The organism is Rossellomorea sp. DUT-2 (assembly GCF_052665285.1).
In genome coordinates, this window is record NZ_JBQPEO010000001.1 from 672,279 (window position 1) to 686,057 (window position 13,779).

12 protein-coding genes are annotated in these 13,779 nt (G+C 40.6%); 11 read left to right on the top strand and 1 reads right to left on the bottom strand.

The features are described from left to right. Nucleotides 1-142 precede the first annotated feature (142 nt). From ACOSV2_RS03430 to ACOSV2_RS03480, 11 genes are all read left to right on the top strand, one after another. Complete coding sequence (locus ACOSV2_RS03430; RefSeq protein WP_113968160.1) at nt 143-934, top strand: DUF3388 domain-containing protein; 792 nt, start codon at nt 143-145, stop codon at nt 932-934. A gap of 19 nt (nt 935-953) precedes the next feature. Then, nucleotides 954-1,853, top strand: a complete 900-nt coding sequence (locus ACOSV2_RS03435; protein WP_428973914.1) for a helix-turn-helix domain-containing protein — start codon at nt 954-956, stop codon at nt 1,851-1,853. A gap of 82 nt (nt 1,854-1,935) precedes the next feature. Then, nucleotides 1,936-2,514: a CDP-diacylglycerol--glycerol-3-phosphate 3-phosphatidyltransferase gene (pgsA, locus tag ACOSV2_RS03440; RefSeq protein WP_148969300.1), complete on the top strand. Its 579-nt coding sequence runs from the start codon at nt 1,936-1,938 to the stop codon at nt 2,512-2,514. A 71-nt stretch (nt 2,515-2,585) separates the two neighbouring features. Next, nucleotides 2,586-3,824: a competence/damage-inducible protein A gene (locus ACOSV2_RS03445; RefSeq protein ID WP_428973915.1), complete on the top strand. Its 1,239-nt coding sequence runs from the start codon at nt 2,586-2,588 to the stop codon at nt 3,822-3,824. Nucleotides 3,825-4,036: 212 nt separating this feature from the next. Further along, the gene (gene recA / locus ACOSV2_RS03450) at nt 4,037-5,074 is read left to right on the top strand and encodes a recombinase RecA (protein WP_113968156.1); all 1,038 of its coding nucleotides are present in this window, start codon (nt 4,037-4,039) and stop codon (nt 5,072-5,074) included. Nucleotides 5,075-5,522: 448 nt separating this feature from the next. Next, nucleotides 5,523-7,082: a ribonuclease Y gene (gene rny / locus ACOSV2_RS03455; RefSeq protein ID WP_428973916.1), complete on the top strand. Its 1,560-nt coding sequence runs from the start codon at nt 5,523-5,525 to the stop codon at nt 7,080-7,082. A 140-nt stretch (nt 7,083-7,222) separates the two neighbouring features. Continuing rightward, entirely contained in the window at nt 7,223-8,026 is an 804-nt protein-coding gene (locus tag ACOSV2_RS03460) for a TIGR00282 family metallophosphoesterase (RefSeq protein ID WP_428973917.1), read from the top strand. A 137-nt stretch (nt 8,027-8,163) separates the two neighbouring features. Further along, complete coding sequence (gene spoVS / locus ACOSV2_RS03465) at nt 8,164-8,424, top strand: stage V sporulation protein SpoVS (RefSeq protein WP_034760060.1); 261 nt, start codon at nt 8,164-8,166, stop codon at nt 8,422-8,424. A gap of 107 nt (nt 8,425-8,531) precedes the next feature. Beyond that, the gene (locus tag ACOSV2_RS03470) at nt 8,532-9,455 is read left to right on the top strand and encodes a dipeptidase (protein ID WP_428973918.1); all 924 of its coding nucleotides are present in this window, start codon (nt 8,532-8,534) and stop codon (nt 9,453-9,455) included. A 237-nt stretch (nt 9,456-9,692) separates the two neighbouring features. Further along, nucleotides 9,693-11,435, top strand: a complete 1,743-nt coding sequence (locus ACOSV2_RS03475; protein ID WP_428973919.1) for a 2-oxoacid:acceptor oxidoreductase subunit alpha — start codon at nt 9,693-9,695, stop codon at nt 11,433-11,435. A 3-nt stretch (nt 11,436-11,438) separates the two neighbouring features. Further along, the gene (locus ACOSV2_RS03480) at nt 11,439-12,305 is read left to right on the top strand and encodes a 2-oxoacid:ferredoxin oxidoreductase subunit beta (protein WP_324748146.1); all 867 of its coding nucleotides are present in this window, start codon (nt 11,439-11,441) and stop codon (nt 12,303-12,305) included. An 18-nt stretch (nt 12,306-12,323) separates the two neighbouring features. Here ACOSV2_RS03480 and ACOSV2_RS03485 read toward each other — a convergent pair whose 3' ends face one another. Continuing rightward, the gene (locus tag ACOSV2_RS03485) at nt 12,324-13,490 is read right to left on the bottom strand and encodes a hypothetical protein (RefSeq protein ID WP_428973920.1); all 1,167 of its coding nucleotides are present in this window, start codon (nt 13,488-13,490) and stop codon (nt 12,324-12,326) included. Nucleotides 13,491-13,779: the final 289 nt, after the last annotated feature.

Sequence of the window (13,779 nt, forward strand, 5' to 3'; positions counted from 1 at the left end):
GAAATTGTACATATTTATGTAGGTTTTGCTTTTCTATTACCGGAAAATCATTTATTATAATACCTAGATGTTTAAATAAATTTTCCGAATTATGTCGACTTTTATCGAATTGGAATGTCACAGTTTTTTCAGGAGGGAACCAATGGAACGCAAAGAATGGTATTTAGAATATGAAATTCAAAAAAATCGTCCAGGCCTCTTAGGTGATATTTCCTCGTTATTAGGAATGCTTTCTATAAATATAGTGACGATAAATGGAGTAGATGAAGGCAGAAGGGGAATGCTTCTTCTTGCAAACAATGATGAACAGATTACGAGGCTTGAGTCCATCTTACAAACGATGGATACCATTAATGTAACAAAGCTCCGAGAGCCGAAATTACGGGATCGCCTTGCCGTTCGTCACGGCCGTTATATTCAGCGTGATGCCGATGACAAGAAAACGTTTCGGTTTGTTCGTGATGAGCTGGGTTTATTAGTAGACTTTATGGCTGAGCTATTTAAGCAAGAGGGACATAAGCTTGTTGGGATCAGAGGAATGCCCCGGGTAGGGAAGACCGAATCCATTGTGGCATCAAGCGTATGTGCAAATAAGAAATGGCTCTTTGTCTCTTCTACTTTGTTAAAGCAGACAATAAGAAGCAAACTGATTGAAGACGAGTATTCATCTGAAAATCTATTTATTATTGACGGAATCGTTTCAACTCGCCGTGCAAGTGAAAAGCACTGGCAACTAGTAAGGGAAATCATGAGATTGCCTGCTGTGAAAGTAATCGAACATCCTGATGTATTCGTTCAAAACTCTGAATATTCACTTGAAGATTTTGATTATATCATTGAACTTAGAAACGATCCTGATGAAGAAATTACATATGAATTAGTAGAACAAAATAATTTATTTCAAAATTCCGATTTTGGAGGTTTTGATTTTTAATATTGGAAGGTGTTAAGTGGTGACGGAATTAGGAAATCGTTTAAAGGAAGCCCGTGAAGCTAAAGGTTACGGCCTCGATGATTTACAAAGAATAACAAAAATTCAAAAACGCTATTTGATTGGGATTGAAGAAGGCTCGTATGACGCGATGCCTGGGAAGTTCTATGTGCGTGCATTTATTAAACAGTATTGTGAAGCGGTCGGTCTTCCTCCTGAAGTGATTTTTGAGGAGCATAAGGAAGAAATTCCAACTACCTATGAAGATGAGATACCGGTTTCCCTTTCCAGGGTCCAGACGAGAAAGTCTGTATCAGAAAGCTCTACAAGGGTATTTGACTTCGTGCCCAAACTGCTTATAGCCCTGTTTGTTATTGGTGCCTTGATTGCCGTATGGGTATTCTGGCAAGGGAAGGTGGGGGATAAAGCCCCTGAGACACAACCTTCAGAAAATCAGCAGCAAGTTGATGTAGATGAGAATCAAACGGCTGAAAGTGAAGAGCCTGAAGAAGAAACCAAAGATAAGAATGAAACAGAAAGTAAATCTTCAGAAGATGAAAATGCTAAGGAAGATAAAGAACAAAAACCAGAACAATCATTAGAAGCAGTGAATTCTTCAGACTATAAAACGACGTATGAATTAAAAAATGCAGAAGAGTTCAAGTTGCAATTGTCAGCTAAGGGAGACACCTGGGTAAAAGTCTTTAACACCGACGAGCAGGTTTTGTTTGAAGGTCTACTAAAACAGGATAATAAAAAGGACTTTGACTTTTCCGGTGAAAAACAGGCATACCTCATCATAGGGGATGCTTCAAACACGGATATTAGTGTGAACGGCAAAAAACTTGAATATAAAATCTCTGCAACGGATGTCGTAAGGCAGGATATTATCATCAATTACGAACCACAATCAGCGCAATAATTGAGATGAAAGGAGTTTTAATAACTCCTTTTTCTTACATACTATAGTTAGAACGTGTTTTTTAAGTATTGGAGGTAGAAAGGTGAACTTACCTAATAAGATTACAGTTTCAAGGATATTTTTAATTCCATTATTTTTAATCATTATGCTTGCACCTTTAAACTGGGGTGACATGATGTTTCTTGGGGCAGAAATGCCGGTCAAGCACTTTGTAGGGGCTTTGATATTCATCATTGCGGCAACAACCGATTGGGTAGACGGTTATTATGCACGAAAACTTGACCTCGTGACGAACCTTGGGAAATTCTTAGATCCATTAGCGGATAAATTGCTTGTATCTGCTGCATTAATTGTTCTGGTTGAGCTTGGTCTTGCCCCGTCATGGATTGTCATTATCATCATCAGCCGTGAGTTTGCGGTAACAGGCCTTCGCCTTGTGTTAGCCGGTGAAGGGGAAGTGGTTGCTGCGGGTCAACTTGGAAAGATCAAAACATGGGCACAAATCATCGCTATTTCAGCGCTGCTTCTGCATAATGCCATTTTCGAACTGATCAATCTGCCATTTGCGACCATTGCTCTTTGGGTGGCTATGTTCTTTACGATTTGGTCTGGGTGGGACTATTTCAAACATAACAAAAAAGCATTTGTAAATTCGAAATAAAACGTTATAACAAGGGGATTGATTCTACTGGAATCATCCCCTTCTTTACATCAATGACAGGGGGAATAAGGATGAATGCAGAGATCATAGCGGTGGGATCAGAACTACTATTAGGTCAAATCGTCAATTCCAATGCTCAATTCATTTCAGAGCAACTGGCTGAAATGGGGGTGAATGTCTACTACCACACGAGTGTTGGAGACAACCCTGAACGATTGCAGCATGCGATTTCAGTAGCTCAAAAGAGAGCAGACTTGTTGATTTTCACTGGTGGACTTGGACCGACGAAGGATGATTTGACGAAAGAAACCATTGCCAAGTCATTAGGTAGAACTTTGACCTTGGACGAAGATGCATTGAAATCAATAAAAAGCTATTTTATAAAAGTCAATCGGGAGATGACCCCCAATAATGAAAAACAGGCTCTCATTTTAGCGGGCTCTCAGGTGTTGAAAAACGAACATGGTATGGCTCCCGGCATGCTATTGAAAAAAGATGCTAAAGCATACATGCTTTTACCCGGACCTCCATCTGAAATGAAACCGATGTTCAGTACTTACGGCAAACAGGCCATCCAAAAATTATTAAAGAAGAAAGAAATCATCCATTCCCGGGTCCTGCGCTTCTTCGGCATTGGGGAAGCTCAGTTGGAAACAGAATTGGAAGATCTGATTGAACAACAAACCAATCCAACCATTGCCCCACTGGCTGGTGACGGAGAAGTTACACTGAGGCTGACGGCCAAACACGATTCGAAAGGTGTTGCCATTACCCTATTGGATGAGCTGGAAGTTGAGATTATGAATATTGTAGGAGAATACTTCTACGGCTACGATCAGGATTCCCTCGTCGAGGTGGGATTCAAATTATTAAAAGAGAAGGGTTTCACACTATCCTGTGCAGAGAGTTTAACCGGGGGGCTCTTTCAAGCTCAATTAGCATCTTTACCAGGAGCATCCTCCATCCTGAATGGTGGGGTGATCTGCTACCAGGATGAGGTCAAGAAGAAGATACTCTCCGTGAAAGAGAGTACGCTTGAACAGCATACCTCAGTAAGCGAAAAGTGTGCCCAGGAGCTTGCTGAAAATGTAAGAGAGCTTTTATCAGCCGATATTGGGATCAGCTTTACAGGTGTGGCAGGTCCCGGTTCACACGGAGGGCAACCTGCAGGAACCGTTTGGATCGGGTTGTCCATGAAAGATCAGCCAACTAAAACGTTTCATTTGAATCTTGGCGGCGGACGAAATGCTAACCGGATGAGAACGGCGAAGTATGGTTGGTATTATTTGATGAAAGAATTGAGTAAGTAATTGTACTGAGGCTGTCTTCTGATATGGAAGGCAGTTTTTTTGTGCTAAACCGCTCTAAATTCAATCCAAAACACCCAGAGTAAAAAACCGAATGAATGTTCGATTTTTTTCTTGTTTTCTATTATAAAAACGTTTATAGTATAGATAGGTTGGATTTGAGACAAGCTTATAAGTTGTCAATTTCAAGTTCTATATTCAAAGGAGGAAGATTTGTGAGCGATCGTAAAGCAGCCTTAGATATGGCGTTAAAACAAATAGAAAAGCAGTTTGGTAAAGGTTCAATCATGAAGCTTGGGGAGAAAACGGATAGAAACGTAGTAACATGTCCAAGTGGTTCACTTGCACTGGACGCTGCTCTTGGAATAGGCGGATATCCACGTGGAAGAATCATTGAGGTATATGGTCCCGAATCATCCGGTAAAACAACAGTAGCACTTCATGCGATTGCAGAGGTTCAGGCTCAAGGAGGTCAAGCTGCATTCATTGATGCAGAGCATGCACTTGATCCTGAGTATGCTCAAAAGCTTGGAGTAAACATAGATGAATTATTGCTTTCTCAACCTGATACAGGTGAGCAGGCATTGGAAATTGCTGAAGCGCTTGTACGTAGTGGAGCAGTGGACGCTATCGTTATCGACTCTGTTGCAGCCCTTGTACCGAAAGCAGAAATCGAAGGGGAGATGGGAGATGCTCACGTAGGTCTTCAAGCCCGTTTAATGTCACAGGCTCTTCGGAAGCTTTCAGGTGCCATCAATAAATCGAAAACCATCGCGATTTTCATTAACCAAATTCGTGAAAAAGTTGGAGTCATGTTTGGAAATCCTGAGACGACTCCCGGTGGACGCGCACTGAAGTTCTATTCTTCTGTTCGTTTAGAAGTCCGTCGTGCTGAGACCCTTAAGCAGGGGAATGAAATGGTAGGGAACAAAACGAAGATTAAAGTAGTGAAAAATAAGGTGGCTCCACCTTTCCGTGTAGCTGAAGTAGATATCATGTACGGTGAGGGGATTTCTAAAGAAGGTGAAATCGTCGATCTTGGATCTGAGCTCGATATTGTCCAGAAGAGCGGTGCCTGGTATTCTTATAACGAAGAACGCTTAGGTCAGGGTCGTGAGAACGCGAAAATTTTCCTCAAAGAAAACCCGGAAATCCGCAGCGAAATCATGCTGAAAATCCGTGAACATTACGGATTGGATACAGGTCGAGCTGAAACCGATGATAAAGGTGAATTAAGTCTTTTAGAAGACTAACCAAATATAAGAGAAGCAGCCATTTTCGGTGTGCTTCTCTTTATTATGTATGATAAGCTATTAGTTGGTAGAAAATAGTAATAGTGTTTTTCTCTAAAGCTGATCGCCTATAGTTATGAAAAGCATGAAAATAATCGTGTTCTGATGATAACTTCTAAATTCAACAAAAAATTTTCAAATAGCTGCATGGTGTCAAAAAATCATCCATAACCCCAGAGTGACAGTGTCAATTTATGTCGAATGGAAAAAATCCCTTGAGAAATCTAGGGATAGAGGGCTCAACCCCTTGACAATAAATTTTCAGAGATTTAAAATTAACATGTATATTTTACAAATTTTTCGAATGAATATTTGAAAGCCTAGCGCTGTATATTTTGTTCAAGTGAGCAATGTACAAGCCGACATGTAAAAGACATGATGTTAGTTCATAGCAAGAGGAGGTGAAATAATGCAACCTATAACAATCATCTCCATTTTGCTTGGCCTTATCGTCGGTGTAGTTGTTGGATACCTAATTCGTAAGTCCATTGCTGAAGCAAAGATTGCTGGTGCTAAAGGTTCAGCAGAGCACATTTTAGAAGATGCGAAGCGCGAGGCAGATGCTCTGAAGAAAGAAGCACTATTAGAAGCAAAGGACGAAAATCATAAACTTCGCACAGAAATGGAAAATGACCTTCGTGAACGAAGAAATGAATTGCAGAAACAAGAAAATCGTTTGATGCAAAAAGAGGAAAACCTCGATCGGAAAGATGAAACGCTTGATAAGCGTGAAGCCTTACTCGAGAGAAAAGAGGGGACTCTTAACGAGAGACAACAACATATTGAAGAGATGGAAAGCAAAGTGGACGAGATGGTACGATCACAGCAAACAGAGCTAGAGCGTATCTCGAGCTTAACTCGTGATGAAGCGAAAGGAATCATTCTTGACCGCGTTGAAAATGAACTCTCCCATGATATCGCCATTATGGTCAGAGAGCATGAAACACGTGCGAAGGAAGATGCAGATAAGAAGGCGAAAGAAGTCCTTTCACTGGCTATTCAACGTTGTGCTGCTGAACATGTGGCAGAAACAACGGTTAGTGTTGTGAACCTACCGAATGATGAGATGAAAGGTCGAATTATTGGGCGAGAAGGACGTAACATTCGTACGCTGGAAACTTTAACAGGAATTGATTTGATTATTGATGATACTCCTGAAGCAGTTATTCTTTCTGGTTTTGATCCGATTCGTAGAGAAACGGCTCGAATTGCATTAGAGAAGTTAGTTCAGGATGGACGTATCCACCCTGCGCGAATTGAAGAGATGGTCGATAAATCTCGACGTGAAGTGGATGAATACATCCGTGAAGTTGGTGAACAGACAACCTTTGAAGTTGGCGTTCACGGTCTTCACCCGGATTTAATTAAAATCTTGGGACGTTTAAAGTATCGTACAAGTTACGGTCAGAACGTTTTAAAACACTCAATGGAAGTGGCGTATCTATCCGGGTTACTAGCAGCAGAGCTTGGTGAGGATGAACGACTCGCTAAACGTGCTGGATTACTTCATGATATCGGAAAAGCGATCGACCATGAAGTAGAAGGAAGCCACGTAGAAATTGGTGTTGAACTGGCAACGAAGTATAAGGAACACCCTGTTGTCATTAACAGTATTGCCTCTCACCACGGAGATACAGAGCCTACGTCCATCATTGCCGTACTGGTTGCTGCAGCTGATGCTTTATCTGCTGCGAGACCTGGCGCAAGAAGTGAGACGCTTGAGAACTATATCCGCCGATTAGAGAAGCTGGAAGAAATCTCAGAGTCATATGAAGGCGTTGAGAAATCTTTCGCGATCCAGGCAGGACGTGAAGTTCGTATTATGGTTAGACCAGAAGCCATTGACGATTTGGAATCTCACCGATTAGCGAGGGATATCCGTAAACGGATCGAAGATGAGCTCGATTATCCAGGCCATATTAAAGTAACGGTCATCCGTGAAACTAGGGCTGTCGAATACGCGAAATAAGAGGTTGACTCGAAAAGGGATATCCCTTTTCGAGTCAGCTTTTTTTATCGTTTATATGCTCCCTGGACGGATGAATAGACGACAGGTTTTTTGTGATACAATAACTACAAGACTGAATACATATAGAGAAGGGAATTTTCATGAAAATTTTATTTGTTGGAGACGTTGTCGGTTCAATGGGCAGGGAAATGATCACAGAATACCTGCCGAAGTTAAAAAAGAAGCATTCACCGGATTTCACCATCGTGAACGGGGAAAATGCTGCTTCAGGCAGAGGGATCACGGAGAAGATTTACAAACAATTTTTGCAAGATGGTGCCAATATGGTAACTCTCGGTAATCATACTTGGGACAATAGAGACATTTTCAATTTTATCGACTCATCAAAACAAATGGTAAGACCGGCGAATTTCCCGGAAGGAACCCCTGGAAGTGGTCTGGTGTTTGCTGAAGTGTATGGAAAAGAGGTTGCCGTTATCAATGCACAAGGGAGAACGTTTATGCCGCCCCTTGATGACCCGTTCAAGGCTCTGGATGAACTAGTAGCCGAAGCAAAGAAGAGAACGTCCATTATCTTCGTTGACTTTCATGCAGAAGCAACCAGTGAAAAGCAGGCGATTGGCTGGTTATTGGATGGCCGGGTATCTGCTGTAATAGGCACCCATACACATGTGCAAACAGCTGATAACCGCATCCTGCCCAATGGCACAGCATTTATGTGTGATGTCGGTATGACAGGCCCATATGATGAGGTACTGGGAATGAGTAAGGATTCTGTTCTGAAGAGATTTCAGACCAGTTTGCCCGTTCGTTTTGAAGTTCCAAAGACAGGTCGTAAAATTTTGAGTGCCTGTTTAATAGATGTTGATCAAAAAACGGGTAAAGCCAAGAAAATCGATCGTATCTTAATTAACGAAGATCATCCATTTATGGCAGAATATTAAATGTTTTCGTTCCTTTTTTCAGTGAGACCGGAATGATTTGTCCATTTCCTGAATATAGTATCAGTGGAATCATTTATACCAAGTTTGTTCTTTACCACGGACATACGGTATGGGGGAAATGACAAGGAGGAAAAGGAATGGAAATATTAAAAGTTTCAGCAAAATCTAATCCTAATTCTGTAGCTGGTGCACTCGCCGGTGTTCTTCGTGAAAGAGGAGGAGCTGAGATACAAGCGATTGGTGCAGGGGCTTTAAATCAAGCCGTTAAAGCAGTTGCGATTGCCAGAGGCTTTGTGGCTCCCAGTGGTTTAGATTTGATATGTATCCCGGCATTTACAGATATTCTGATCGATGGGGAAGAGCGTACGGCGATAAAGTTAATAGTGGAACCAAGATAATATACCATAGGCTGTTCATTAAAGAGGGGATTCTTTAGTGGACAGCCTTTCTATTTTTCCATAGTATTATTAAAAGGTAAGTCAGGCACTTGAAAGGATGAAGAAACATGTTATTTGATGCACACTGTGATGTATTGATGAAGCTATACTTAGAACCGGAGAAGAAAGCATTTCAATCTAAGCATACTTTACATATTACCTATCCACAGCTGGTGGATAGCAGAAGTAAGATACAATTGTTTGCTATTTATATCCCATCCAATTTGAAGCCGGGTCAACGATTTCAAGCTGCCCTGGAAATGGTGAACTTATTTCATAATCAAATCCTGAAACCCAATCCTAAGCTTAAATTTGTCACCTCGAAAAGAGATATAGAAAAATTAGCGCATGATGAAATCGGGGCAATGCTAACACTTGAGGGCATTGAAGCGATTGAAGAGGACCTTACCAAGCTTGAAATTCTTTATCGGCTTGGGGTCCGTTCTGCAGGTTTAACGTGGAATTGGGCAAATGCTGCAGCAGATGGAGCACTGGAGCCAAGGGGTGGAGGATTAACCAATTTTGGCCATGAGGTCGTTTCATTCTTAAACGAGAACAGGATGTGGACAGATGTTTCCCATTTAAGTGAGAAAGCTTTTTGGGATACAATCGAAAGTGCTGAATATCCCATCGCTTCTCACTCGAATGCTTACTCCATTTGCCCCAACCCCCGGAATTTGAAAAACGGACAAATTGAAGCGTTAATCAAAAAGGACAGTGTCATGGGGATCACGTTTGTACCGCCGTTTCTAAACAAAAAAGGTACAGCGGCGATTTCAGATGTCATCAGGCACATTGAACATGTATGCAGTTTGGGTGGAGAGGATCACATTGGATTTGGATCGGATTTCGACGGAATATCAGAAACAGTACAGGGGTTATCATCATTCGATCAATATAATAACTTAATCAACACACTTCAACGATATTATAGCGAGAAACAGGTGAAAAAATTCCTGTTCGAAAACTTTGTTGGAAGATTACCAGATTGATTACTGAACCAGACATTATAGAAATACCTTTAATGTTTTTTTGTACCAGGAATAAAGTGTTCATATTCATAATCTCTTTAATACAGTAGTGATTTAAATAGAATAGTGATAAACTGATAGAGTGAATACAATGAAAAAAGTTGAAACAATCCTTTGTAGTAAAAGATTGTTTGAACGAAAAATGAGAATACGCTTCTCTAATAGATGTTGCAAAAATTGATTGAAGGGGTGTAATAAATGAAGGAACAACTTTCATGGAAAGTTGGTGGCCAGCAAGGTGAAGGGATAGAGAGTACGGGTGAAATCTTTTCTATGGCCCTCAATCGCCTTGGGTATTTCTTATATGGTTACCGGCATTTCTCCTCTCGTATTAAGGGAGGACATACAAATAACAAGATTCGGGTAAGCACAACACAAGTGCGTGCGATTGCTGATGACTTAGATATTTTAGTTGCATTTGATCAGGAAACGATTGATGTGAATTATAAAGAATTACATAGCAATGGTGTGATTATAGCTGATGCGAAGTTCAAGCCAGAAAAGCCTGAAGATACGGATGCTTCTCTCTATATCATTCCTTTCACTCAGTTGGCTACGGAACTTGGGACGTCGTTAATGAAGAACATGGTAGCGGTAGGTGCGACCTGTGCCGTTCTCAACCTGGGTCCAGACGTTTTCAAGGAAGTAGTCGAAGAAATCTTCGGGCGTAAAGGTGAGACGGTAGTAGAGAAGAACATGGAAGCCATCAAGCAAGGATATCAAACGATGAAAGATGAGCTTGGAAGCAAGGTCGGTTCATTACAACTGAAGGAAGCCGATGGAAATAAGCGCATGTTCATGATCGGGAACGATGCGATAGCTCTCGGTGCTCTGGCTGGTGGGGTTCGCCTGATGGCAGCATATCCAATCACTCCAGCTTCTGAAATCATGGAATATCTTATTAAGAAGCTTCCGATGGTCGGAGGAACGGTTATCCAGACAGAGGATGAGATTGCAGCCGCAACGATGGCAATCGGGGCGAACTACGGGGGAATCCGTTCATTCACAGCATCGGCTGGTCCTGGTCTTTCACTTATGATGGAAGCAATCGGCTTATCCGGTATGACAGAGCAGCCTTTAGTAGTGGTGGATACCCAACGTGGAGGACCGTCCACTGGACTTCCGACGAAACAGGAGCAGTCCGATTTAATGGCCATGATTTACGGTACGCACGGAGAGATTCCTAAGATCGTCCTGGCTCCAAGTACTGTACAGGAAGCATTCTATGATACAGTAGAGGCGTTTAACTTGGCTGAAGAGTATCAATGTCCAGTCATCATTCTTTCTGATCTACAGCTTTCATTAGGGAAGCAAACGGTAGAACCACTTGATTACAGCAAAGTGGAGATTCGTAGAGGGAAGCTTGTCGGCACTGAATCAGAGTTAAATGAATTAGAGGCAAAGAAATACTTTAAACGTTTTGAAGTGACTGAAGATGGTGTATCACCACGTGTCATCCCTGGAATGAAAAACGGCATTCATCATGTGACAGGAGTCGAACATGATGAAACAGGGAAGCCGTCTGAGTCTCCTGTAAACAGACAGGCACAGATGGATAAACGTATGCGCAAGGTGGAAAACATACGCTTTAACAATCCAATCCACACTCATGCACCACATGAAGCTGCCGATTTATTATTAGTGGGTTTCAACTCAACACGTGGAGTAATTGAAGAAGCAATGGAACGACTTGAAGCGGATGGGGTGAAAGTGAATCATGCTCATATCCGCTTAATTCATCCGTTTCCGGCAAATGAGCTCGAGCCACTGATGCAATCAGCTAAGAAAGTGGTTGTGATTGAACATAATGCTACTGGACAATTAGCCAATATAATCAAAATGAACGTAGGGTATGGAAATAAAATCACGAAAATGACAAAGTATGATGGCACACCCTACTTACCAAATGAAATTCATTCAAGATGTAAGGAGTTGATCTGATCCATGGCTACCTTTAAAGATTTTAGAAATAATGTTAAACCCAATTGGTGTCCTGGGTGTGGAGACTTCTCTGTACAAGCTGCGATTCAACGGGCATCGGCAAATGTAGGGCTCGATCCTGAACAATTGGCTGTCGTATCCGGAATCGGTTGTTCCGGACGTATATCAGGTTACATTAACTCGTACGGTTTTCATGGCATTCACGGACGTTCCCTTCCAATCGCTCAAGGATTGAAGATGGCGAATAAGGAATTAACCGTTATCGCTTCTGGTGGGGATGGAGATGGGTTTGCCATCGGCCTTGGCCATACCATCCATGCGATCCGTCGTAATGTAGATGTCACATACATTGTTATGGATAACCAGATCTATGGGCTGACCAAAGGACAAACCTCTCCTCGTTCGTCATCTGGTTTTAAGACAAAGTCAACGCCTCAGGGAAGCATAGAGCCAGCACTGGCACCGATGGAAATGGCACTAACAGCAGGTGCAACCTTCGTTGCTCAAAGTTTCTCTTCTGACCTGAAAGAGCTGACAGCGATAATTGAAGCAGGACTTAATCACAAAGGCTTCTCATTGATCAACGTGTTTAGTCCTTGCGTAACCTATAACAAGATCAATACGTACGACTGGTTCAAAGAGAACCTGACAAAGCTCTCTGATGTTGAAGGCTATGATCCATCTAATCGTGAACAAGCAATGAATACGCTTATGGAGAAGGATGGACTGGTGACTGGATTGATTTATCAAAACAAAGAACAGCCTTCATACCAGGACCTCGTAACCGGGTATTCTGAAGAGCCATTAAGTACACATGATTTAAAGTTAGATGAGGATAAATTTAATGAATTAGTCAAAGAATTTATGTAATAGAATAAACCGGGCTCCTCACTTAGGTGCCCGGTTTTTTAATTTGTTGATTTCTTCAATTAAGTGAGCATTTGTGAATTGCAGGTGCTGAATTGTGTTTTCATAGCTATTCATTTTATTTTTAATTGCAGCTGATTCTTCTTCATGGAAAGTGAATACGTCTTCCTTCATAAGCTTAATGTTCTTCCTTAGTGAATGAAGGGTATTGGTATATGCCTCTTTTTCGTCTATCAGTTTTTTTAGTGATGTTTCTATTTTTTGGATATAGGCTGATTTTTCGATTTGCATTTTGGATGCCTGTTCGAGCTGAATCGCTTTGGTGGTAAGTAAGTCGTCGTAATGGGATGTAGATTCTGAAAGAATTTGCTGGACTTCATACAATTCTATTTCTCTTAAGTAAAGTTGAGCTTTTAAGGATTCGTTTTCATCCGAAAGGTTGTAATTTTTATATTCCTCAAAGCTATTCAGTTTGAGCAAATGTTGTTTCTGTAATGAGCCCTCAATTTTCAATTCCTCAATTAGCTCCTTCAACTTAAGAAGTTCCATTTCTTTTACGTAAAGCTCATTATTTAAGAATTTATTCTGATCCGAGAGGTTATTGTTTTTATATTTCTCAAAGTTATTTAGTCTGTCTGAATTTAGTTTTTCTTCATTCCACTTAATTTTCAGCCCCACGAGGAGCTCTTCCATCTCCAGTAATTCAATTTCTTTTGAATATAACTGTTTTTCCATATGTTGTTTATTAATCGTTAGTAATTCTTTTTCTTTTATTAGATAACTATGTGACACTTGTGATGAAATGATTTCTTTTTCAAGGGCAGTCTTAGTTAAATAGTTATGTTCGACCAGTTTTTTTACTTCTGTCGAGTAGAGGAGGTTTATTTTACGCAGTTGATCCTTTAATTGATTAATGGTATAACGAAGCTTTTTTATTTCCTTTTCTTGAGATTTGTAGGCAGATTTATATTTTATGGAAAGTTGCTCATTTTCTTCAACTTTTTTTTCAATCTGTATTCGAAAGGCTTCATTTGAGTTTTCTAGACGTTGATTTTCTTTTTTTATGGAATGGATTTCGTGGGCAAGATAGTGCTTTTCCAAGGTTGAACACTTATGTTTGTATTTCTCCAATTCGGATTTATAATGGATTATTTGCTGTTGAAGTTGGATTGGTGAAAGATATTTCATGTTTGAATACTCCTTTCTGTATGCTTTTATTATTTATATGTACCAACCGAGGCGAAAGCTATTTGTCCATAAAATAAGCCATGTAAACTTCCCAGCGTTTACATGGCTTTTATATATTTATAATTAATATCATTGCAATGATAGGAAATCGTTCACGTTCTAATATTCATTTAAAGAGGTAGCGTAACCACTTATATGCATAGATTAAACACTTTATCATAACATTTCATTCTAATGGTAATTTTCAAAATTTCACATATTAAATTGTTAAAGGTCCTACATTCCCCCT